This is a genomic window from Opitutus sp. GAS368, assembly GCF_900104925.1.
In the GTDB taxonomy this organism is placed as follows: Bacteria; Verrucomicrobiota; Verrucomicrobiia; order Opitutales; family Opitutaceae; genus Lacunisphaera.
Genome location: NZ_LT629735.1, coordinates 2,350,324 through 2,372,667 on the forward strand (window position 1 = coordinate 2,350,324; position 22,344 = coordinate 2,372,667).

At 66.4% G+C, this 22,344-nt stretch carries 23 protein-coding genes; 6 read left to right on the top strand and 17 right to left on the bottom strand.

Going from position 1 to position 22,344, the window contains the following annotated elements; all coding sequences use genetic code 11:
- Positions 1-61: 61 nt before the first annotated feature.
- The 12 genes from sufT to trxB all read right to left on the bottom strand — a co-directional run bounded on the left by sufT (position 62) and on the right by trxB (position 14,072).
- Positions 62-616, bottom strand: coding sequence for a putative Fe-S cluster assembly protein SufT (gene sufT / locus BLU29_RS10120; RefSeq protein ID WP_091057391.1), 555 nt, complete (start codon positions 614-616; stop codon positions 62-64).
- An 89-nt stretch (positions 617-705) separates the two neighbouring features.
- The gene (sufD, locus tag BLU29_RS10125; protein ID WP_091057394.1) at positions 706-2,025 is read right to left on the bottom strand and encodes a Fe-S cluster assembly protein SufD; all 1,320 of its coding nucleotides are present in this window, start codon (positions 2,023-2,025) and stop codon (positions 706-708) included.
- Positions 2,026-2,141: 116 nt separating this feature from the next.
- A complete protein-coding gene (gene sufB / locus BLU29_RS10130) occupies positions 2,142-3,584 on the bottom strand; it encodes a Fe-S cluster assembly protein SufB (RefSeq protein ID WP_091057397.1) in 1,443 nt (480 codons plus the stop codon).
- Between the two features lie 89 nt (positions 3,585-3,673).
- A complete protein-coding gene (gene sufC, locus BLU29_RS10135; RefSeq protein ID WP_091057398.1) occupies positions 3,674-4,441 on the bottom strand; it encodes a Fe-S cluster assembly ATPase SufC in 768 nt (255 codons plus the stop codon).
- A gap of 143 nt (positions 4,442-4,584) precedes the next feature.
- Positions 4,585-5,010, bottom strand: a complete 426-nt coding sequence (locus tag BLU29_RS10140) for a Fur family transcriptional regulator (RefSeq protein ID WP_091057401.1) — start codon at positions 5,008-5,010, stop codon at positions 4,585-4,587.
- A gap of 117 nt (positions 5,011-5,127) precedes the next feature.
- The gene (locus tag BLU29_RS10145; protein WP_091057402.1) at positions 5,128-5,646 is read right to left on the bottom strand and encodes a M15 family metallopeptidase; all 519 of its coding nucleotides are present in this window, start codon (positions 5,644-5,646) and stop codon (positions 5,128-5,130) included.
- A gap of 66 nt (positions 5,647-5,712) precedes the next feature.
- Entirely contained in the window at positions 5,713-8,043 is a 2,331-nt protein-coding gene (locus BLU29_RS10150; protein ID WP_091057405.1) for a response regulator, read from the bottom strand.
- A gap of 7 nt (positions 8,044-8,050) precedes the next feature.
- Positions 8,051-8,503: a response regulator gene (locus BLU29_RS10155; RefSeq protein WP_091057407.1), complete on the bottom strand. Its 453-nt coding sequence runs from the start codon at positions 8,501-8,503 to the stop codon at positions 8,051-8,053.
- Complete coding sequence (locus BLU29_RS10160; RefSeq protein WP_091057409.1) at positions 8,500-10,065, bottom strand: response regulator; 1,566 nt, start codon at positions 10,063-10,065, stop codon at positions 8,500-8,502. Before BLU29_RS10160 ends, BLU29_RS10155 begins: the two co-directional genes overlap by 4 nt.
- An 8-nt stretch (positions 10,066-10,073) precedes the next feature.
- A complete protein-coding gene (locus BLU29_RS10165; protein WP_091057412.1) occupies positions 10,074-12,614 on the bottom strand; it encodes a PAS domain-containing sensor histidine kinase in 2,541 nt (846 codons plus the stop codon).
- A 22-nt stretch (positions 12,615-12,636) separates the two neighbouring features.
- Positions 12,637-13,038: a response regulator gene (locus tag BLU29_RS10170; RefSeq protein WP_091061078.1), complete on the bottom strand. Its 402-nt coding sequence runs from the start codon at positions 13,036-13,038 to the stop codon at positions 12,637-12,639.
- 89 nt (positions 13,039-13,127) lie between these two features.
- On the bottom strand, positions 13,128-14,072 hold the full coding sequence (trxB, locus tag BLU29_RS10175) for a thioredoxin-disulfide reductase (RefSeq protein WP_091057413.1): 945 nt from the start codon (positions 14,070-14,072) through the stop codon (positions 13,128-13,130).
- A gap of 124 nt (positions 14,073-14,196) precedes the next feature.
- On the opposite strand from trxB, the gene BLU29_RS10180 reads away from it, so the two are divergent.
- Together BLU29_RS10180 and BLU29_RS18030 are read left to right on the top strand one after the other, a co-directional pair.
- Positions 14,197-15,327, top strand: a complete 1,131-nt coding sequence (locus BLU29_RS10180; protein WP_091057416.1) for a dipeptidase — start codon at positions 14,197-14,199, stop codon at positions 15,325-15,327.
- Positions 15,328-15,436: 109 nt separating this feature from the next.
- The gene (locus BLU29_RS18030) at positions 15,437-15,622 is read left to right on the top strand and encodes a hypothetical protein (RefSeq protein WP_172830247.1); all 186 of its coding nucleotides are present in this window, start codon (positions 15,437-15,439) and stop codon (positions 15,620-15,622) included.
- Between the two features lie 63 nt (positions 15,623-15,685).
- Here BLU29_RS18030 and BLU29_RS10185 read toward each other — a convergent pair whose 3' ends face one another.
- Both BLU29_RS10185 and BLU29_RS10190 read right to left on the bottom strand, forming a co-directional pair.
- Positions 15,686-16,156: an OsmC family protein gene (locus BLU29_RS10185; protein WP_091057418.1), complete on the bottom strand. Its 471-nt coding sequence runs from the start codon at positions 16,154-16,156 to the stop codon at positions 15,686-15,688.
- 72 nt (positions 16,157-16,228) lie between these two features.
- Positions 16,229-16,645: a hypothetical protein gene (locus tag BLU29_RS10190; RefSeq protein WP_091057420.1), complete on the bottom strand. Its 417-nt coding sequence runs from the start codon at positions 16,643-16,645 to the stop codon at positions 16,229-16,231.
- A 347-nt stretch (positions 16,646-16,992) separates the two neighbouring features.
- On the opposite strand from BLU29_RS10190, the gene BLU29_RS18390 reads away from it, so the two are divergent.
- The 3 genes from BLU29_RS18390 to BLU29_RS10200 all read left to right on the top strand — a co-directional run bounded on the left by BLU29_RS18390 (position 16,993) and on the right by BLU29_RS10200 (position 19,265).
- Positions 16,993-17,748 carry a methyltransferase gene (locus BLU29_RS18390; RefSeq protein ID WP_197677682.1) on the top strand — a complete coding sequence of 252 codons (756 nt, stop codon included), beginning with the start codon at positions 16,993-16,995 and terminating at the stop codon, positions 17,746-17,748.
- Between the two features lie 41 nt (positions 17,749-17,789).
- A complete protein-coding gene (locus BLU29_RS10195) occupies positions 17,790-18,635 on the top strand; it encodes a DMT family transporter (protein WP_343125161.1) in 846 nt (281 codons plus the stop codon).
- A gap of 273 nt (positions 18,636-18,908) precedes the next feature.
- Positions 18,909-19,265, top strand: coding sequence for a TonB family protein (locus BLU29_RS10200; protein ID WP_157693771.1), 357 nt, complete (start codon positions 18,909-18,911; stop codon positions 19,263-19,265).
- An 80-nt stretch (positions 19,266-19,345) separates the two neighbouring features.
- On the opposite strand, the gene BLU29_RS10205 is transcribed toward BLU29_RS10200, so the two are convergent.
- Positions 19,346-20,236: an aldo/keto reductase gene (locus BLU29_RS10205; RefSeq protein ID WP_091061080.1), complete on the bottom strand. Its 891-nt coding sequence runs from the start codon at positions 20,234-20,236 to the stop codon at positions 19,346-19,348.
- Positions 20,237-20,350: 114 nt separating this feature from the next.
- On the opposite strand from BLU29_RS10205, the gene BLU29_RS10210 reads away from it, so the two are divergent.
- A complete protein-coding gene (locus BLU29_RS10210; RefSeq protein WP_091057427.1) occupies positions 20,351-21,118 on the top strand; it encodes a hypothetical protein in 768 nt (255 codons plus the stop codon).
- Positions 21,119-21,143: 25 nt separating this feature from the next.
- Here the strand turns inward: BLU29_RS10210 and BLU29_RS10215 are convergent, their stop codons facing one another.
- Together BLU29_RS10215 and BLU29_RS10220 are read right to left on the bottom strand one after the other, a co-directional pair.
- Positions 21,144-21,578 (bottom strand): TPM domain-containing protein, encoded by a 435-nt coding sequence (locus BLU29_RS10215; protein WP_157693772.1) that lies wholly within the window; start codon positions 21,576-21,578, stop codon positions 21,144-21,146.
- Between the two features lie 2 nt (positions 21,579-21,580).
- The gene (locus BLU29_RS10220; protein WP_231962212.1) at positions 21,581-22,342 is read right to left on the bottom strand and encodes a TPM domain-containing protein; all 762 of its coding nucleotides are present in this window, start codon (positions 22,340-22,342) and stop codon (positions 21,581-21,583) included.
- Between the last annotated feature and the right edge of the window lie 2 nt (positions 22,343-22,344).

Below are 22,344 nucleotides of genomic sequence, written 5' to 3' on the forward strand. Positions count from 1 at the left end.
ATCTGGCGAAGGCCCGGGCCAACCAAGACAAGGAGCGGGATCGGGCATCCCGCCCGGCAGTTCAGATCAGGCCGAGCTTCATTTTGCCCTCTTCGCTGATCATGGACTGGTTCCAGGCCGGCTCCCAGGTGATGCGAACGTCGGCGGTGCTGACGCCGGGGACGAGCAGGATTTTGCCCTTGGCATCCTCGGCGATGGCCGGGCCCATGCCGCAGCCGGGCGCGGTGAGCGTCATGGCGACGTCCACCTTGAAGCCGCCGTCGTCGGCCTTGCCGACGTCCATCGAATAGACGAGGCCGAGGTCGACGATGTTCACGGGAATCTCGGGGTCGAAAACCTTGCGCAGCTGGTCCCAGATCGCCTCGGGGTCGGGCGCGCCATCGGCCAGCGTGGCCGCGGTGACGGTCTGCACGGCGACGGTCTCGCCGATGGCGTCGGCGTCCTTGCCGTCGAGGCGGTAGAGGCCGGTCGAGGTCTGGATGGTATAGCTGCCGCCGAGCACCTGGTGGATGAAGACGGTGTCGCCGGCGAACAGCGTCTGCTTGTCGCCGCTGGGGATCTGCGTGACGGTGACCTCGCGGGTCAGGGCGCGGTCGCGTTTGTCGGTGGTGCTCATGGGAAATGAATTTTACCGCGGATTACGCGGATAAAACACGGATGAAGGCAGAAGTTATCCGCGTTCATCCGCGCCATCCGCGGAGAATCTCAGGTTTTGAATTTCTCGCGGATGATGTTCGTCAGCGTATCGTGGAGTTGTTCGTGCTCGATCTTGCCGAGGACCTCCTCGAAGAAGCCGAACACGAGCAGCTCCTGCGCCTGCGCGGCGCGGATGCCACGGGACTCGAGGTAGAACTCCTGCTCGCGATCGATGCGGGCCGAGGTGGCGCCGTGGGTGCAGCGGACGTCGTTGGCCTGGATCTCGAGGCCCGGAAGCGAATTGGCCTCGGCCTCGTCGCTGAGCATCAGGTTGCGGTTGCTCTGGTAGGCGTCGGTCTTCTGCGCGTCGGGATCGACGACGATCAGGCCGGAGAAGATGGTCTTCGCCTGGTCCATGAGCGCGTTCTTGTAGAGGAGGTTCGAGCTGGTGTTCGGCGCCTGGTGGATCTGTAGCGTGCGCTGGTCGAACTCCTGCGTGCCGTGCGCGACGGTGAGCGCGAGCATCTCGGAGTGGGCGCCGGGGGCGGCCAGCTGGGAGAACGACTCGTGCCGCGCCTGGCGGGCGCCGGCGTGCAGGTTGAGCGAGAGCACCTTGGCGTCGCGGCGGGCGACGGTGGCGTTGAACTGGAAGGAGAGGGTCGCGCGGCTCCAGTCCTGCATGGCGAGGTAGGTGACCTGCGCGCCGTGGCCGACGTAGAGATCGTTGCCACCGCAGGCGAAGTGCGCCTCGCCGGCCTTTTCCGAGCGGAAGAAGTCGGCGACGGTGATCTTCGCGTTTTCCTCGGCGATGACCAGAGTGTGCGGGAAGACCGCGGTGCCGTCGCCGCAGGCGTAGTGGAACACGCCGACGGGCAGCGTGGCCGTGACCCCCTTCGGCACATGGATGAAGGCGCCGTCCTCGAGAAAGGCCTCGTGCAGGGCGGCGAACTTGTCGGAGCCGAGCTTGGAGGGCTGGGCCAGCAGGTGCGCCTTCACGAGGTCGGCGTGCTGGAGCAGCGCGTGCTGGAGCGTGTCGAAGATGATGCCCGAGCCGGCGGTGCTGGCGTCGAGCGCCTGCGCGGTGACGAGCCGGTTGTTGGCGAACACGAGGTGGCCGGCGCCGGTGACGCCGAGCTCGCGGTGGGCCATCTGGTCGAAGCGGACGGCGGCGGGCGTGGCGTTGAAGCCGTCGAGCGTCAGCGTGGAGAGGTTGGAGAAACGCCAACCCTCGTTGGTGCGCCTGGGCATCGGCGCGGTGGCGAACCGCTCGTAGGCGGCGCGCTTTCGGTCGAGCCACCAGGCGGGGAGGTGCTTCACGCGCTCGAGATGGGCGGCGAAAGCCTCGCGGGTGAACGAGCCGGTGAGGGAAGTGGTGGAAACTGCGGACATGGGCAAATGGCTGAAGGACTGAAAGGCTGAATGGCTGAAGGAATGGCGGGCTGAGGTTGAAAGGTGGTTGGGCGCTTCAGCCCTTCAGTCTTTCAGCTTTTCAGTCCTTGTCGGCGTCAGCCGACCGATCCCTCCATTTCCAAATCGATGAGGCGCTTGAGCTCGACGGAGTATTCCATCGGGAACTCGCGGGCGAGGTCGTTGATGAAGCCGTTCACGGCGAGGCTCATCGCCTGCGCCTCGGTGAGGCCGCGCGACTGCATGTAGAAGATCATGTCCTCGGAAACCTTGGAGACGCTGGCCTCGTGCTGCGTGGCGTTCTTGTCACCGCGCACCGAGATGGCGGGATAGGTGTCGGTGCGGCTGTTGGTGTTGATCAGCAGCGCGTCGCACTCGGTGTTGTTCTTGCAGCCCTTGAGGTGCTTCGGGATGTGGACGACGCCCCGGTAGGTGGAGCGGCCCTGGCCGACGGAGATGGACTTGGCGATGATGTTGGACGTCGTGTTGTTCGCGGCGTGGATCATCTTGGCGCCGGTGTCCTGGTGCTGGCCGTCGTTGGCCAGCGCGATGGACAGCACCTCGCCGCGGGCGCGCTCGCCCTTCAGGACGACGCCCGGGTATTTCATGGTGAGGCGGCTGCCGATGTTGCAGTCGATCCACTTGATCTCGGCGTCCTCGTGCGCGACGCCGCGCTTGGTGACGAGGTTGAAGACGTTGTTCGCCCAGTTCTGGACGGTGATATACTGGATCTTGGCGCCCTTGAGCGCGACGAGCTCGACCACCGCGCTGTGCAGCGTCGAGGTGCTGAACTTCGGGGCGGTGCAGCCTTCCATGTAGACGACCTCGGCGCCCTCGTCGGCGATGATGAGGGTGCGCTCGAACTGGCCGAAGTTCTCGGCGTTGATGCGGAAGTAGGCCTGCAGCGGCTGCGCGACCTTCACGCCGGGCGGCACGTAGATGAACGAGCCGCCGGAGAACACGGCGCTGTTGAGCGCGGAGAACTTGTTGTCGCCCGTCGGGATGACCTTGCCGAAGAACTTGCGGAAGATCTCCGGGTGCTCGCGCAGGCCCTCGGTCGAGTTGACGAAGATGACGCCCTGCTTCGCCACGATCTCCTTGATGTTGGAGTAGGCGGCCTCGGAGTCGAACTGGGCCTCGACGCCGGCGAGGAACTTGCGCTCCTGCTCGGGGATGCCGAGGCGCTCGAAGGTCTTCTTGATGTCGTCCGGCACCTCGTCCCACGTGCGCTTGGGTTTCTGGCCCTGCGAGAGGTAATAGCGGATCTTGTTGAAATCGATGTTCTCGAGATCCTTCGTCGCCCAGTGCGTGGGCATGGGCTTCTCGAGGAAGGTCTTCAGGGCCTTGAGGCGGAACTCGAGCAGCCACGGCTCCTCCTTCTTGACGGAGCTGATGTAGCGGACGGTGTCCTCGTTGAGGCCGGTGCCCGCGTCGAAGGCGTAGTCGACCTTGTATTGGAAGTCGCCCTTGGTCTGGTCAATGCCGGCGACAGGATTGTTGTCCATCGCGACGGCGGTCTCGATTTCGGTCGGTGGCTTCATGGGAGATTTGGTTCGATTGTAGGAGCCTGCTTGCAGGCGATGGTTGTGAGGTCGCCTGCAAGCAGGCTCCTACCAGGGGAGATGGGTCTTCAGGCGGTGGCGGCGGCGAGCTCTTGCTTCACCCAGTCGTAGCCCTTGGCCTCGAGCTCGAGGGCGAGGGTCTTGTCGCCGCTCTTCACGATGCGGCCGTCATACATCACGTGGACGAAGTCCGGCACGATGTAGTCGAGCAGGCGCTGGTAATGGGTGATGAGGAGGATGCCGGGCGGGTTGGCGGCGGCACGGATGGAGTTGACGCCCTCGGCGACGATGCGGAGCGCGTCGATGTCGAGGCCGGAGTCGGTCTCGTCCATCAGGGCGATCTTCGGCTCGAGCATGGCCATCTGGAGGATCTCGCAGCGCTTCTTCTCGCCGCCGGAGAAACCGTCGTTGACCGCGCGGGAGGTGAACTTCCGGTCGATCTTCAGGAGGTCCATCTTGCTGTAGAGCTTCTTGTAGTAGCCGGTGGCGTCGAGCTCTTCGCCCTCGGCCATGCGGGCCTGCACGGCGGCGCGGAGGAAGTTGGCGATGGAGACGCCCGGGATCTCGCTCGGGTATTGGAAGGCGAGGAACAGGCCGGAACGGGCACGCTCGTCGGGCTCCATGGCGAGGACGGACTTGCCGTCGAGCAGCACGTCGCCGCCGGTGATGGTGTAATCCGGGTGGCCGGCGATGGCCTTGGCGAGGGTGCTCTTGCCGGTGCCGTTGGGGCCCATGATGGCGTGCACCTCGCCCGGCTTCACCGTCAGGTTGAGGCCCTTGACGATGGGTTTGTCGCCGATGCTGATGTGGAGGTCTTTGATGACGAGTTGGCTCATGTGAGGAAGTGGAAGTGAGAGGGAGGGTGAAAGCGCCTTTGGTGTCATCCTGAACGAAGAGAAGGATCCAGGATGATGTTCGGTGACGGTTGTGTTGCTGGATTCGTCGTTGCGCTCAGAATGACAGGTCGTGCGGATGATGGTTAATTCGCGGCGGCCTTGCCGCGGAAATTCAGCTCGATGCTGCGCGCGTCGAAACCGGCGGGCAAAATCTGGCGCAGGCGGGCGACGAAATCGTCGGGCAGGTCCACGTCGTGGATCTTGCCGGTGTGCTCGTCGTGAAAATGCGCGTGCTCGTGCAGATTCGGGCAGTAGCGGGTCGGAGCGCGCTCGAGGTTGACCTGGCGGACGAGGCCGCCCGAGACGAGCGCCTCGAGGCAGTTGTAGACGGTGGCGAGCGAGATGGTGGGCATCGAGGCCTTTACGCGGGCGAAGATCTCGTCGGCGGTGGGATGGTCGCGTTTTTCCAGGATGACCTTGAGCACGACCTCGCGCTGGGGGGTGGGGCGCACGTCGCAGGCCTTGAGCCGCTCGCACAAGGCCGCGTGGTTGTCGGTGGTGGTGGACATGGTGATGGGGGAACTGGGTAAAACAAAGCAGACGAGACCGGGTTTCAAGTGAGAATTAGAATAATTCTAAATCCAGGTGCAGGTGCCTGCGGCCCTGCAGCTTAAGTTGTCATAAAATCACGCCCGCCAGCACCAGTGCCAAGGTTCGTAGCCGATGCCGTGATGGTTCCTGCGGGGATAGGACAGGTGAAAACCAAAGCGGGCGGCGTGTCGCTTCAACCAGCGGAATTCAGCGGTCCGGGCGAAGTGCTCGTCGAGCTGCAGGTAAACCGGCGAGCCGACATCGATGGCCCGCCCGGTGTGGTGTTCGCTGCAACCGGGCGCCGCGACGAGCCGCAGGATGCCGCCAATGTTTTCGCCCGCGGTGAGTTTCCGGCGGATGATCCGCGCCTGCCGTGCCACGCTGCGGTAACCCGAGAGCGCCAGCAGTTCCACCCCGTCGGCGGCAGCGGCGGCTTGCATCTTCCGCCATGCCGCGGCGGCGCGCGGTGCCAGTCGCACCGGTTTGCCATCGTCCGCCGCCGGGCCGACCGATACCAGCGACCGGGCGACGCGCTGCACCGGCAGGCCGCGCGTCCGCGCATAATCGGCCGGGATGCCGAGAGCGGCCCAGAGTTGTCGCAGGGTCGGTTTCATGATGCGACAGCGCAACGCATCGGCCCGGGCAGGGCAAGCGTGCGCCGGCGGACTGATGGTTCGGCGTCAGACGGAAACCGCCGGCTGGTCGAGCACTTTGCGGATGAGCCGCAGGAGGATCTCCGCGCTGTAGGGCTTGGCCAGAAAGTATTGCCCGTCGTCGCTCGTGGTCCGGGAGGCGTCCCCGCCACCGTCTAGACCGCTGACGGAGATGATCCTGACGGCCGGATTGATGCGCCGGAGCGCCCGGATGGTCGCGGCGCCATCCATGACGGGCATCATCATGTCGGTGAGCACCACGGCAATCTCCCCGGCATGTTTGGTATAGAGGGAGACGGCCGCGGCGCCGTCGCCGGCGGTCAGCACCCGGTAGCCGAAGGCCTGCAGGGTTTTCTGCGTGATATGCCGGATGGAAAACTCGTCATCGACCACCAGCACCAGTTCCCCGTGCCCGCGCGGCAGGTCGGGAGCCAGCGGGTGCGGCGGGGGGCTATTGCCCAAGGCAGGGTCGGCCGGCAGGTAGACGTGGAAGGTCGTGCCGCGGCCGACCTCGCTTTCGACCTGCACGAAGCCGCCATGGCTTTTGACGATGGTGTGCACCGTCGCGAGGCCGAGCCCGGTGCCCTGCCCCAGTTCCTTGGTGGTGAAGAACGGCTCGAAGATCCGGTCACGCACCCCGGGCGGGATGCCCTGGCCGGTATCGGTCACGCTGAGTCGCACATAGGGGCCGGGCTTGGCCTCCCGGTTGGTGGCGGCAAATCCGGCGTCGAGGGCCACGTTGACCGCCGCCAAGGTGAGGGTGCCGCCGTTGGGCATGGCGTCACGGGCGTTGACGGTGAGGTTGAGCAGGACTTGGTGCAACTGGCTGGAATCACCGATGACGGGCCAGAGGTTGCCCGGCACCTCGCTTTCGATCCGGATGTTGCGGGGAAAGGTCTGGCTGATGACGCTTCGGAGTTCGCCGGCCAGGTGGTGCAGGTGGAGGGCAATCCGCTCGCCCTTGACGCCCCGGGCGAAGGTGAGCACCTGGCGGACCAGGTCGGCCCCGCGCTGGCTGCTCGCCTGGATGGTCTCGAGGATCCTGCGCCGCCGCGGGTCGTTGGCGGGATCGAGCTTGAGCAGCTCGATCGACATCATGATCGGGGCGAGGACGTTGTTCAGGTCGTGAGCGATGCCGCCGGCCAGCGTCCCGATGCTCTCGATGCGCTGGGTGCGCAGGTGTTGCGCCTCCATGTTTTTCTGTTCGGTCAGGTCGCGCATGCCGCCCACCATGCGGGTGGCGTGACCGGCCGGATCGCGGAGGATGTAGCCGCGGTCCTGCACAAAGGCATAGCTGCCGTCCTTGCGCTGGAAACGATATTCCCCGCTCCAGGCATCCGTGCGCGCGTCGATGGCGTGATGGACACTGTCCATCACCCGGTTGCGCTCATCGGGGTGGATGCGATTGGTCCAGGACTCGATTCCGGGTTCGATGTCACCGGGGGCAAAACCAAAGGTGGTCTGAAAATCGTCGCTCCACCAGAGGGTGTTGGAGGGAAAGTCCCAGTCCCTGACGACATCGCTCACGGCGCGCGCCACGAGTTTGAAGCGCTGCTCGCTCTCCCGCAGCGCCAGCACAGCGGCCTTGTTTGCGGTGATGTCGCGGAACGCCCAGATCCGCCCGTAGTTTTTCCCCTCCTTGCTCAGGATGGGCGAAGAATGGAGGTCGAACACCGAGCCGTCGGCCATCTCAATTTCCTCCACGCTGGATTCCTCCGGGTGGGCATAGAGATGCCGCGCCCGCGCGAGGAACGGTTCGGGGTGCCGGACCATGCCGGCGACGAACAGCCGCGTTTTTTCATCGTCATCCCCGTCGGCGATTTCCCGGGGGATCTTCAGCAATTCGCTGAAACGTCGGTTCTGCAGGATTTTCCTCCCTTGGAGATCGACGATCCGAAGGCCGTCAATCGACGAGTCGAGCAGGGCCTCGAACAGCGCGGTTTTCTGCCGCAAAGCCTCCTCGGCTTTCCGGCGCTCACCGCGCAACCGGTTTTCGGTCAGGGCATGGGTGACGGCCGAGCCCAGGCGGGACAGCCGGTCTTTCAGGAGATAGTCGGTTGCCCCGCGCCGCATGGCTTCCACGGCGGTGTCCTCTCCGATGGTGCCGGACACGAGGATGAAGGGCACCTCCAGTCCGCGCTGCTGCAGCAATTCCAGCGCGCGGAACCCGGTGAACTGCGGCATGTGAAAATCCGACAGCACAAGGTCGAGCCCATCATGGAGCTGCGCCAGATACGCCGCCTCCGTGTCCACTTGGTGCCATTCCGGCTCGAAGCCGGCCCGGCGCAGCTCCCGCAGCGTCAGTTCGACGTCGCGCGGATTATCCTCGGCGAGCAGGACTTTGAGTGGCCGCGGCATGGAAAACTCATTCGCCGGCCTTCGGCGGCTGGTTGTGAAGCAGCCAGTAGAGCCCGAGATGACGCACGGCCTCGGTGAACTGCTCGAAATTCACGGGCTTCACGATGTAGCTGTTCACACCGAGCTGGTAGCTTTCCACCACGTCGCTCTGCTCCTTTGACGAGGTGAGCACGACGATCGGGATCATCTTCGTGCGCGCATCGCCCTTGATGCGCTTCAGCACCTCGAGCCCGTCCACCTTGGGCAGTTTCAGGTCGAGCAGGATCACCTTGGGGCCGTCCGTGATCTTGCGGGTGGCATGGGCGCCCTCGCAGAAAACAAACTCGAGGGCCTCGGCGCCGTCGCGGGCGACGTGGATGCTGTTCGAGATCTTGGCCTGGCGCAGGGCACGCAACGCCAGCTCCAGGTCCTGCGGGCTGTCTTCGACGAGCAGCAGCTCGACGGCGTTGGTGGCGTTCATGCTTTGGTCTCCTTTTCCAGGTTGAAATAAAACGTCGCTCCGCAATCGACGGCGCCTTCGGCCCACACGCGTCCACCATGGCGCTGCACGATGCGCTGCACGATTGCGAGGCCGACGCCGGTGCCCTCGTATTCCTCCGCGCGGTGCAGCCGCTGGAAGACGCCGAAGAGCTTGCCGGCATAGCGCATGTCAAACCCGGTGCCGTTGTCGCGGACGAAAAAGGTCTCCACGCCGTTGATTGGCAGGCAGCCGATCTCGATCACCGCTTTTTCCCGCCGGCCCGTGTATTTCAGCGCGTTGGACAGGAGGTTAAGCCAGACCTGTTTCAGCAACGCCTGATCACCGCAACACGCGGGCAGGTCGCCGGTGCGGATTTCCACCGACCGTTCCGGCCACGGGGAGCCCAGCTCGGCGAGCACGCCACGCACCAGCCGGCCGGTGGCGATGCTCCGCTTGTCCAGCGCCTGGCGGCTGAGCCGGGAAAAGGACAGCAAATTGTCGATGAGCACGCCCATTTTCTGCGCTGACTCCCGGATGACCTGCAGCTGGCGCCGGCCGTCCTCCGACAACGCCGGCCCGTGATCCTCCAGCACCGCCTGCGAGAATCCGTCGACGGCCCGCAGCGGCGCGCGCAGATCGTGCGACACCGAATAGGAAAACGCCTCGAGCTCCTTGTTCGCCGCATCGAGTTGCGCGGTGCGCGCGGTCACACGACGTTCCAGGTCGTCGTTCAGCTGGCGGATTTTTTCCTCCGCCGCCTTTCGCTCGGTGATGTCGCGGACATTGCATTGGATCACCTTTTCCTCGCCGGATTGATACACGTTGCTGACAAACTCCACGGCAATGCGCCGGCCATCCGTCGTTTCCAGCGGCAGGTTGTCATAGCGGACATACCCGTCCTGTTGCAACCGCTCGAGCATGACCTGGTTTGACTCGATGTCCTTGAAGGGGCTGAGCTCCCCGACGGTTTTGCCGACCATGTCCCGGTGGGATGAACCCAGCAGGGCGATCAGGAAAGGGTTCACATCGGTGATGCGCCCCGTGACCAGCTCCAGCATCAGGATGCCGTCCTTCGCCGCTTCAAACAACCGGCGATAGCGCAGCTCGGAGGCGCGGAGGGCCTGTTCGCTGAGCTCGGCCTGTTGCGTCCGCCGCGCCGCGTCCCGGTGCAGCAGGCGGACTTCGAGCATATTGTGCACCCGGAGCAAGACCTCGGCGAGATCGATCGGCTTGCTGACGAAATCCTTCGCCCCGGCCTTCAGGGCGCGCAGCTTGTGATCCGGCTGGGCGGTGATGACGAGGACGGAAAGATAGCCGTCCGTTTCGATTTTCTTCAGACCCTCCATCACCTGGAATCCATCCAGGCCGGGCATCTGCAGATCGAGCAGGATCAAGTCGTAGCGGTGCTCGCGGTGAAGCGCGCAGACCGCGCGCGGATCCTGCGTGGAGGCGATGCAAGCGTAGCCGGCTTCGCGCAGCATCTGCTCCAGCAGGGAGATGTTGGCGGCCTGGTCGTCAACGATCAGGATGCTGGCCTTGAGAATGTCCGCGGGGGCGATCATGGCATTTGTCAGGCGTCCAGCGCGACCGACGTCTCGGCAAATTTCAGCGCGATGTTCAATGTGTCCATGAACTCGTTTACCTTGATGGGCTTGGTGAGATAGCGGAAGAATCCTGCTTCCAGCCCCTTCGCGATGTCGCGGGGCATGGCATTGGCGCTCAGGGCCACGATGGGGATGTGCGCGGTGGCGGGGTCTTCCTGCAGGATTTTCAGGGCCTTGATCCCGCTGAGGCCCGGCAGGTTGATGTCCATCAGGATCATCGTCGGGCGCGTGGTGCGGGCGAGTTCGATGCCCAGGGTTCCGTTCACCGCGGTGATCAGTTTTATGTCCGGGCGCAGCGCAATGAGCTGCTCGACCAATTCCATGTTGGCCGGGTTGTCTTCGACATAGAGCAGGGTGCGCCGCGGTCTGCCGGCCACTAGTTCCGGCTGGACCGGGGCCTCGGCTTCGCCGGGTGGGATTTCGAGTTGAGGCGCCGCCGCCGCGGGCAGATCGCACCAGAACACGCTGCCCATCCCGGGCGTGCTTTCCACGCCGAGGGTGCCCTCCATCAGCTCGGCCAGCCGCTTGGTCACCACCAGGCCGATGCCCGTGCCGGCCACGCTGCCGGCCTCCTGGCCCAGCCGGTTGAACGGCTGGAACAGCTGCTGCATCTTTTCCCGGGGCAGACCGGCGCCGGTGTCCTTGACGCTGATGCGGATGCGCTCCGGGGCGATCACGGCGCAGTCCACGACCACCGTGCCATGGTCCTTGTTGTATTTGATCGCGTTGGAAAGCAGGTTGATGACGATCTGCTTCAGGCGGGTCCGGTCGGCTCCGACAAAGACGGGGTGGTCGAATTGCGGGAAAGTCATGCCGATGCCGCGCTGTTGCGCCTGCGGCTCCATCATGGTCCGGCATTCGGCCATGACCTCGGACAACGACACCGATTCCTTCGACAGCAGCACCTGCCCGGACTCGATCACCGCGAGGTCGAGGATTTCATTGATCAGCTTCAGCAGATGCCATCCCGCCTGGAGGATCTGCGTGATGCGCGCCGCCTGGGCGGCCGTCGGCCGGGGGGCGGCCGACTCCATGAGCTGGGCAAAGCCGAGGATCGCATTGAGCGGGCTGCGCAGCTCGTGGCTCATGCTGGAAAGGAAATCGGACTTGGCGAGGTTGGCTTTCTCCGCCGCGGATTTGGCGCCCTCCAGCTCGACATTCGATTCCTGGAGCGCCTGCTCGAAGCGTTTCCGCTCCGTGACGTCGCGCGCGGCAGCGAACACGCCCTGCAGCCGCCGATCCCGGTCGTAGAACGTGGTCGCGTTGTAGGAGACGACGGTTTCCTTGCCGTCCCGGGCGCGCGCCGTGAGTTCGTAGTTCGTGACCTTCTTCTCGCTCAGCACGAGCTTGATGCCGGCCTCGGCCCGCTCCGGATCGGTGAAGTAGTTCTTGAACGGCGCGCCGATCAACTCGTCGCGCGTGCAGTCCGTGAGCGCTTCCATCTGCTTGTTCACGTCGGTGATGATGCCGGCCGGATCGGTGGTCATCAGCGCGTCGATGTTGGATTCGATGAGCGAGCGGGTGTAGAACTGCTGGTCGCGCAGGCGCTGATCGAGTTTCTTCTGCTCCTCCTCGACCTGTTTGCGCGCGGTGTTGTCGGTGCCGATCAGCAGGTAGCCGATGATTCCGCCCCGCTCGTCGCGCAGCGCCGTGACGGACACCACCGCCGCGAACCGGCTGCCGTCCTTGCGGATGTAGGTCAGCTCGTAGATGTCCTCGATCCCGCGCGAGGCCTTGAAGACCAGGGCCTCGAAGCCCGGGGTGATGGGGGTGCCGAGCTCGGCGCTGAGCGCCTTCGCGCGCGCGATCACCTCCTGGGGGTCGGAAATGTCCGCCGGCGTGATCTGGTTCATCACCTCGGCGGCCGTGTAGCCCAGCATGCGTTCGGCGCCGACGTTGAAGATCTGGATGACGCCTTTCGCGTCCGTGGCGATGCTGGAGAAGTTGGCGCTGTTGAAGATGGCGCTCTGCAGGGCCCCGGCCTTGAGCAGAGCCTCTTCCGCCTGCTTGCGGGCGCTGTTGTCGGTGCCGATCAGCAGGTAGCCGATGATCCCACCCTGCTCGTCGCGCAGCGCCGTGACCGACACGATGGCCGGGAAGCGGCTGCCGTCCTTGCGGATGTAGGTCAGCTCGTAGATGTCCTCGATGCCGCGCGAGGCCTTGAAGACCAGGGCCTCGAAGCCCGGCGTGATCGTGGTGGCCAGCTCCAGGCTGAGGGCCTTGGCGCGCGCGATGACTTCCTGGGGATCGGAGATATCGGCCGGGGTGATCCGGTTCAGGACATCGGCGGCCGTGTAGCCGAGCATGCGTTCGGCGCCGACATTGAAGATCTGGATGACGCCCTTCTCGTCGGTGGCGATACTGGAGAAATTGGCGCTGTTGAGGATGGCGTTCTGCAGCGCGCCCGCCTTCAGCAGGGCCTCCTCGCGGCGAACCTCGGTGATGACCTCCGCCGTGCCCGCCGAGAGACGTTCGGCATCGCGGGGCAGGGAAGGGGCATGGGCCATGGTTGGTTCGCTCCGTGCGGCGTCATCCACCCAGGCGCTGTTTGAGAAAGGCGACCAGTTCTGGCAATATAATGGGCTTGGCCAGAATGGGAAATTTTCCCCCCCGGCCATTACCGGCCGCCACTTCGCTTTTCGTGACGAGTGCCGTCAAAAACACGATCGGCACGGCGTTCAAGGCCGGGTCCGCCTGGAAACAAGCGGCCAGTTCCCCGCCGTCCAGGCCCGGCATTCTTACATCCAGCAGAATCAGGTGCGGCCGGAACTCCTTTGCCGTGGCCAACGCCAGCTTGGCGTTATTTTCCGTCTTTACCACGTAGTCGTTGGTCTGTTCCAGGCAGAGTTCCACCAGCAGGGTGTCGCTGGCGTTATCGTCCACGATCAGGATGCGCTTCTTCGCGGTTATCGGTGGGGGGTAGGCGGGCATCAGCATTCCCTTTGCGGGGAGTGTGAGCCTAACAGCTAAGGCCAACGGGGACTAGTTGGGTGAACACCCCCCGTAGCCTGGCGACCAGCTCAGGCTTCCTTGTCCGCGAGCCAGCGCTCGGCCTCGATGGCGGCCTGGCACCCCATGCCCGCGGCCGTGATGGCCTGGCGGTAATGGTGGTCGGCGCAGTCGCCGGCGACATACAGGCCGGGCGTCTTCGTCTTCACCTGGCTGTGGCCGGCGGGGATGAAATAGCCCTGGTCGTCCGTGTCTGCGGCGTCCTTGAACGCGGCGGTGTTCGGCACGTGGCCGATGGCGACGAAGATGCCCTTCACCGGCAGCACGCTCTCGGCGCCGGTCTTGAGGTTCTTCACCTTCAGCCCGCTGACGGCGCCCTGCGCGACGCCCTCGACGGCGACCGGCACGCTGTCCCACACCGGCTGGATCTTCGGGTGCGAGGTGGCGCGGTCGGCCATGATCTTGGAGGCGCGCAACGAGTCGCGGCGATGGACGAGGTAAACCTTGCTGGCGAACCGCGTGAGGAACAGGGCCTCCTCGGCCGCGCTGTCGCCGCCGCCGATGACGGCGACGTCCATCTTGCGGTAGAACGCGCCGTCGCAGGTCGCGCAGGTCGTCACGCCCTTGCCGCCGTAAAGCTCCTTCTCGCCGGGAATGCCGGTGAGGCGCGGCGAGGCGCCGGTGGCGACGATGACGGTCTTCGCCTTGATCTCGCGGTCGCTGAGCTTGAGCGTGTAGGGCCAGCTCGCGGTATCGATGCCGGTGACGGTGCCGCTCTCGTAGTGCGTGCCGAATTTCTCGGCCTGCTTGCGGAGGTTCTGCATCAGCTGGAAACCGTCGATGCCGTCGGGAAAGCCCGGGAAATTCTCCACCTCGGAGGTCGTCGTCAGCTGGCCGCCGGGCAGCGTGCCCTCGAGGACGAGGGGCGCGAGGTTGGCGCGGCCGGTGTAGATGGCGGCGGTGAGACCGGCGCAGCCGGTGCCGACGATGACGACGTTTTCAACTTTGGCGGACATGGGAAAGGCGGGCTTCAAAGAGAGCCAACCCGGGGCCGAGCGCAACTCCCGAGATGCGCGTAGGCAGAAGGGACCATGAAATGTCCATTGCCGGCGGCCGGCGACCCCACCTAACTGCGGTGGAATGAATATGACCGGGGCCACTGTCATCTCACTCCACGAACGCCTGTTCACCATCGACACCCACATCGACACGCCCACCGCGAGCCTGATGAAGCCGGGCTGGGACTTCGCCGCCGCGCACGATTTCGCGGCCGGCGGCGCGCAGTGCGACCTGCCCCGGATGAAGCAAGGCGGCATCGACGCCCTGGTGTTCGCCGTCTACTCGGCCCAGATGGCGCGGACGCCCGCGGGTTTCGCCGCGGCGCACGACCGGGCCCTGCAGGTCTTCGCGCGCACCCACGAAGTCATCCGCCAGAATCCGGGCGCCTGCGGGCTCGCGCTGACCGGCGTCGATGCCGTGCGGCTGAAGCTCGAGGGCCGGCGCGCGCTCTACCTCAGCATCGAAAACAGTTACCCGCTCGGGCGCGACGTCGGGAACGTCGCCAAATTCCACCGGCTCGGTATGCGCATGCTCGGGCTGACGCACATGCTCAACAACGACGTCGCCGACTCGTCCACCGACCCGCGCGGCCCGGAGTGGGGCGGGCTGAGTCCGTTCGGCCGCGCGGTCGTGGCCGAGTGCAACCGGCTGCGGGTGGTCGTCGACGCCTCGCACGCTTCGGACGCCGCGCTGCGGGACCTGCTGGAGATTTCCAAGTTTCCCGTGATCCTCTCGCACTCCGGCTGCCGCGCGGTGTGCGACCACCCCCGCAACGTCGGTGACGACCTGCTGCGCGCCCTCGCGGCCAAGGGCGGCGTCATCCAGATCAACGCCCTGCCGGTCGCCGTCGTGAATATGAAGGAGGATGGCCGGACCGCCGCCACGGCCGCCATGCTGCTGCAGATGCAGGACAAGGTGCTGACGCCCGAGGTGCGCGCGTGGGCCAGCGTCGAGTGGGGCCGGATCGAGCAAACCTACCCGAATCCGGCCGTCACGCTGGAAGACTATGTGCGGCACATCGAGCACGCGGTGAACGTCGCCGGGATCGAGCACGTCGGCATCGGATGTGACTTTGACGGCGGCGGGGGATTCCCGGGGCTCAACAGCGTGGCCGACTACCCGGCGATCACCGCGGCGCTGCTCGCGCGCGGCTGGTCGGAGACCGCTCTGGCAAAACTCTGGGGCGGCAACACCTTCCGGTTGCTCAACTGACGGGCCGGTTTTGTGGCGGAGACCGGCGCCCCGGGGGTGAAACCGGCCGGGCAGCGGATACGAAGGTGGATTTAGCCGGCGGGGGTTGGGAGCCTGCCGCCACGCCGGTATGAATCGCCTGAAGACAGTCAGGGTCATGATCCTGGCGATCGCCGCGCTCACCCGCTTTGGCATGATCCGCCAGAAAATCGCGGAGAGCGCCCTCGCCAAGGCCGCGGCGGCGGCCGGCAACAACGATCCCGGCCTGAGCCTTGGCGGACACCCCTCTCCAAGAGGGGATCCCCGTTGGCGTTGATTCGGGTCCCCTCTGGAGAGGGGTGGCGCGAAGCGACGGGGTGTGGCGCTTCGCGCGGAAACCTCAAGTCACTCGCGGCGCGATCACGACCTCGCTGCGGACGGAGTTGGCAATGAAGCACTCCTCGTGTGCCTCGTGGTGCAGTGCGTCGAGCGCGGCGCGATCGGGGAGCTTCGCGCCGCTGAAGGTCACCCGCGGGCGCAGCGTGACGGACGTCATCGCCTGCCGGCCGGCGGCGTTCTTCGCCATGACGCCCAGCACGTCATCGGCGTAGGCGTCGACGGTGTAGCCGCGCTTCGCGGCGATCGAAAGAAACCAGAGCATGTGGCAGCTCGACAGGCTGGCGATGAACGCCTCCTCGGGGTCGACACCCTGCGGGTCGGACATCGGCAGCGGCACGACGCTGGGCGAGGAGGACGCGGGCACGACGGCGCCGCCGTCGAAGGTCAGGGTGTGGGTGCGGCTGTAGCGGTTGTCGGTGAATTTTTCCGCGGCGCCCCGGCTCCAGCGGATTCCGGCGGTGTAGGTGGACATGGTGTCATTCAGTCGACCCGGGCGTCTGGCGCAAGCCGCCGGCGTCGCCGGGCCGGCACAGGGTCGCCGATATCAGACCTTGCCGCCGGCCTCGGTGATCAGCTGGGCCAGCCGCTCGCGCGCCTTCCCGGCGCACTCGGGGCAGACGCCGTGCGAGGTCTGCGTGGCGAAGTTCGTGCCGAAATACTGCTCCATCGTCAGCCACTCGCCGTCGTGGCCGACCTTACGGCACCAGCTGCAGATCAGCATGAATTCCTCGAGATGGTGCAGGCGCCGGATCAGGCTGCGGGTCGTGAAATACACCCAGGCCCAGACGATGATGATCACCGCCGACCGGAGCAGGACGCGGGACCAGTTGAATCCGACGGGATCGTTAAACAGCAGATGCGGCAACCGCAGGATTTCCGCCGCCCAGCTGAGGAGCAGGATCACCGAGAAGCCGATGTGTTCCTGCCGCAGGATGGCCGCGTGGCTGGTTTTGGTGGGCATGTTACCGGCACCTTGGGCCGGCAACCGGCGGGGCGCAAGCCGGCTTGTGGGGGTCGTCAGAGAGCGGGCACCGTTGCTGGCTGCTGCCAGCCCGGTGTTTGTCCGGGCCGGTCGCCCGGCAAAAATTTGTGTTTGCACGGCGGGGAAAACTTCCGCATCAACTGCGCCCGTGAACCTGTCCGCCGCCCTCCGCCGTTCCGACGCGACCATCAAACTGATGGCCGGCAAAAACGTTTGGCTCCCCCCGAGGGCTCGGCGAAGCATGGTGAACGCGTAATCCGCAAATTTTAAGCAACCACTTCCACCCGAGCCCGACTCCTCCGAGTCGGGCTTTTTATTTTCCTCCCATGCCCACGCTCCTCGCTCCGCTCCCGCCGCCCTCCGCCACCCGGATGGAACTGCCGACCGTGTCGTTCTTCGGACGCACGTTCGAGGAATACACGCGCTTCTTCGCCCTCGACCCGGCGGCCCTCCGCCGGCTCTCGGTGCTCGACGTCGCCGCCGGGCCGTCGTCGTTCACCGCCGAGGCCGTCCGCCACGGGATCGACGCCGTGGCGGTGGATCCGCTCTACGGCCACGGCCCCGCGCAACTCGCCGCGCGCGTGCGGGAGGACTACCGCCGGATGTTTGCGCAGATGCGCGCCAAGCGGCACCTGTTCCGGCTGAAGTCGTTCAAGACTTTCGCCGCGGCCGAGGCCGACCGCCGGCTGGCCGCGGCGCGCTTCCTCGCGGACTTCGACGGCAACGAGCGACACGGGCGCTACGTGCGGGCGTCGCTCCCCGCGCTGCCGTTCCTCGACCAGAGCTTCTCGCTCGTGCTCTGCGCGCACCTGCTCTTCATCTACGCCGACCGGTTCGACTACGCCTGGCACCTCGCGGCCTGCCTCGAGCTGGTGCGGGTGTCGGCAGGGGAGGTGCGGATCCACCCGGTATGCAGCGCCGCCGGCCGGACCTACGCCGAGCTCCCGCGTCTGCGCGCCGACCTCGCCGCGCACGGCGTCCGCAGCGACATCATGCCGGTGGCCTACGAGTTCTTCGCCGGCGCGGACAGCATGCTGGTGCTGCGCCGCGACCGCGCGCTCCGCCGCGCGGCGGCGGCGTGATCGCCCTTGTCGTGCGGCCGGTCCCCCGCACAATCGCCGGCATCAATCCCAAGTCATCCAGCTTCCCCCCGGGGGCGGCGGTTGCGCTGCTGGCCTTCGCCGCCAACTCCGTCTTCTGCCGGCTGGCGCTCGGGCGCGCGGAGATCGACGCCGCCACTTTCACCCTGCTGCGCCTGCTCGCGGGCGCGGTCACGCTGGCGCTCCTCTGCGGGGCGCAGGGCCGGGCCCCGTTCCGGCGGGACGTGCCTTCGGCCGCGGCGCTGTTCGCCTACGCCGCCGCCTTCTCGTTCGCCTACCGCGAACTCACGGCCGGCACCGGTGCGCTGCTGCTGTTCGGCACCGTGCAGGTCACGATGATCGGCACCGGGCTCTTCCGCGGTGAACGGCCGGGCGCGTGGGAATGGTCCGGCCTGCTGGTGGCGCTGGGTGGTCTCGCCTGGCTGGTGTCACCGGGACTGGCGGCCCCGCCGCCGCTCGGCGCGGGCCTGATGGCGCTGGCCGGCGTCGCGTGGGGCGTGTATTCCCTCCGCGGCCGCAAGCTCGGCGATCCGCTGGCGACGACCGCGGGAAATTTTGTCTGGGCCGTGCCGCTGGGGCTGCTGCTGTTCGTGGCGGCGCCGGGTCGGGCGCAGGTCTCGGCGGCCGGTGTCACCTGGGCGGTGCTGTCGGGGGCGCTGGCCTCGGGGGCGGGCTACGCGGTGTGGTATGCGGCGTTGCCGCGGCTGACGGCCACGCGCGCCGCCACGCTGCAACTCACGGTGCCGGTGCTGGCGGCGCTCGGCGGCGTGTTGTTCCTGGCGGAGACCCTTTCCGCCCGCCTGGTGCTGGCCTCGGTGCTCGTGCTCGGGGGCGTGGCCCTGGCGATCGCCGGCCGTCGCCGGGTGTAGGGCGCGTTTCCGGTTTTCCGGGCCCGGCCAATCCCGCGCGTGGGAAGCGCGGGTCTCGGTATCGCAAAATCCCGGACGGGCCGGCGGGATATGACATTTCTTTTTCCGCCGATTTTCCCTCTGGGTTGCAACTACCGGCGGCTGTGCGGTGTTTGTTGGCATGGGCGCTGCAAAGAGCCCGTCCACACACGCGCTGACAGCCAAGCGCGGCCAACCCCGGAAGTCCCGGGGCCCGCATCCACAACCCCCATCCCGCTCCCGCGGGTCCTCCAGATGAAAATCAAATCACTCGTCATCGCGTCCGCCCTCGCCGGCGGTCTGTTCTGCTCCGCCTCCGCCCTCACCACCGTGGCCCCCGGCAAGATCGCCAACTTCGAGGCGCCGGCCCCGGAGAGCGTCGTGTCCCCGACCAGACTGCCGGCCAGCAGCAATGGCTCAATCGTCACCCTTTCGATGACCATCGATGAGTCCGGCCGGCCCCATAACATCAAGGTCGTGTCGCGCGGTGACCAGGATCTCGCCCCGAGACTTGTGTCCGCCGTCTCGCAGTGGAAATTCAAGCCGGCGCTCCGGAACGGCGTCCCGGTGAGCATCAAGGTCGTGCTTCCGCTCCAGCTGATCGAGGGCTGAGCCCGCGGCCGATCGCGCGTTCCGCCCCAGCCGCCTGCTACCCGACGGGTGGCGGCGGCTTCCGCCTGCCGGCGTTCCGCTCAGAGCAGCGCGACGGCGGCGGCGTTGGCGCGGACCTGCGCGGCATCCTTGCAGCCGGGGATGACGGCGGTGACGGCGGGGTTCTTCAGCACCCAGGCCAGCGCCCACTGCGCCATCGGCACGCCGGCCGGGACCTCGGTGGCGGCGATCTGCGCGACCTGGCCCAGCAGGCGTTCCTGACGGGCTTGCATCAGGACCTCCCGGACGTCGTTGGCGGGAAACTTGTGGCCGGGCTTGTATTTGCCGGAGAGAAAACCGCTGGCGAGCGGCTCGCGGGCCAGCACGCCGAGGTTCTGCCGTGCGCACGAGGGAAACACGGCCGTCTCGGGTTCACGCTCGAGGCGGTTGTAGATGAGCTGGATCACGTCCACGCCGACATCGGTCGAGCGGTCCACCTGGTGCGGGTCGGCGGTGTTGCTGCTGATGGAATTGCCAAGGAAGCGCACCTTGCCCTGGCGCTTGGCCTCGTGGGCCGCCTCCCACATGCCCGGCGTGGCGAACTGCGCGTCGCTGCCGGAGTGGAACTGCAGCAGGTCCACGTAGTCGGTGCGCAGCGCCTTGAGCGAGGCGTCGAGCTGCCCGAGCAAGTCCGCCGGGCCGACGCACTGCTCGCGCTTGAAACATTCGTGGAACTTGTGGCCCCATTTGGTGGCGATGATCCAGTCCGCGCGTTTCCCCGGCAGCGTTTCGCCGATGAGGCGCTCGGACAGGTGGTCGCCGTAGCACTCGGCGGTGTCGATGAGGTTGATGCCGCAATCCTGCGCGGCGGCGAGGATCTCGCGGGCGTCGGCCGCGGTGTAGGCCCGGCCCCATTCGCCGCCGAACTGCCACGTGCCGACGCCGACGACCGAGACGTTGATGCCGGTGCGGCCGAGGGTGCGGGTCTGCATGGCCGCGAACATGGCGGGCCGGGCAGACCCTGACTAGGGGATTTTTTACCGCCCAAACCGCCCGGCGAGGTTGACGGCATCCCAAGATTTGTGTGGGTTGATTCCCCTAGGCCGATGACCTTCTTCAGGCGCATTCTTAAGGAGCCCGAAACCGTGGTGACGGAAACACCGCGGATCGAACGGCGCAGCGTGCCGCGCTTCGCCATCAGCCCGCAGTTTCCGTTGAAGGCGGTGCTCAGTTTCGTCGCGCGCGATGAGAGCGGCGCGCCGATGAGCAACACCCGGCACGGCTGGAACTGGAAGGGGCGCCTCATCGAATGTTCCGAGCTGGGTGCACGCATGCAGCTGGGCCCCGGGATCCGCGCCGAGCCTGCCGAGAACTGCGACCTCAAGCTCAGCGTGCAGGCCTATGAGATCACGGTGCCGTGCCATGTGGCCAACATCAGCGAGCCGCCCGAAGGCATGGTGCTCGGCTTGGTGCACGATTTGACGGACGCGGCGGTCCGCCGCGACTATCTCCAGCTGCTCGAGGTCGTGGCGCTCGGCTCGACGCTCAAGCTGCAGCCCAAGGCGGACCAGCCCGACGCCTCCGGCTACCTCGTGGAGGTTTACGCCAGCAGCCGGCCCTCGCGCCTGACCGTCTGGCGGCATCCGGCCAACGCCTCGGTGGCGGCCTTCGAGTTCCAGCTGAAGGACAACCTGGTGCGGGCGGCCGCGGGGCACGGGGTGGAATTTCTCGCGGACATCGCCGGCACGGGCTCGCGGCCCGCCTCGAACGACCAGTGCCTCGAGATCGGCCGGCTGTTCACGTGGGTCGTGCCCAACCTCGCGGCGGCCGTGCCGGAGGATGTGCGGGCGTTCCTGCAACACTACGCAACCTGAGCCGGCGGGCGGATCGCCGGGCCGGTCACCGTTCAATGACCTGATTGGGCAGCTCGTTGGCGGCGCCCGGCTCCGGTGGGAAATGCTCGGCCAGCAGCACGCCGGCGCGATTGATGCCCTCGATGATCGCCGCGGTGTGATGGCCGTCCCGGAAATTCTTTTGCATGGCGGCCGCCACTTCGGACCAGAAGGCGTCGCCGCATTTCGCGTGCACTCCCTCGTCGCCGATGATGGCGAAGGACTGCGAGGTGGGCGCCACAAACAGCAGCACGGCGTTGCGGTGCCGGGTCTTGGGCATCCCCAGCCGCACGAACTCCGCACGTGCGACCGCCACGGCATCATGCGCCGGCTGCCGATGAATGACGACGCGGATTTCGCCAGAGGTCAGTCGCTCCGCCCGCTGGATGGCTTGTTCGATCTGCTGGCGGTCAAGCCGCGCGATAAAATGTTTGGGCTTCATGACTACCATTTCCCTCCCGCCCCGCCGCCCCCGAAGCTACCGCCGCCGCCCGAGAAGCCGCCGCCGCCACTTCCGCCGGACCAGCCTCCGCCGGACCCGCCGCCCCAGTTGATCCAGGTGGACGTGCGGCGCCCGGGATTGAGGAAGAGCGCCGCCGGGTTGCGCCGCCATTGGATCATCTTGATCACCAGCATGCCGATGAAAAACACCACGAACAGCCAGTTGCCACTGAAGCCGTCCGACCGCGAACCGGCCTGCGTGCGCCCGGTGCCGCGGTATTCGCCGTTGGTGGCAGCGATCATGGACTCCACCGCGGCGTTCATGCCGCCGTCGATGTCCCCGGCGCGAAAGCGGGGTACGATCTCCCGCTCGATGATGCGCTTGGCCGTGGCGTCCGGCAGCACGGCCTCGAGGCCGTAGCCGACCTGCAGGTAAAGCTGGTGCTCCTGCATGAACGAGAAGAGCACGGCGCCGTTGTTTTTCCCCGTCTGTCCGGCCCGCCACGCTTGCGCCACCCGCACCGTGTAGTCTTCGACGGAGGAGTCCGACTCCATCTTTGGGTAGATTGCGACGAGCAGCTGGTTGGAGCTGTCGCGCTCGAATTGCTCGAGGCGGGCGTTCAGGCGGTCGGCCACGGGAGGCGACACCACGCCGGCGTAGTCGTTGAAATACCGCAGCGGGGCCGGCGGGATGCGCTCGGCGGCGGACAGGCTCAGGCTGGCCAGCAGCGCACCGAACGCCAGGAGGCGGAAGCAAAGCTTCACGG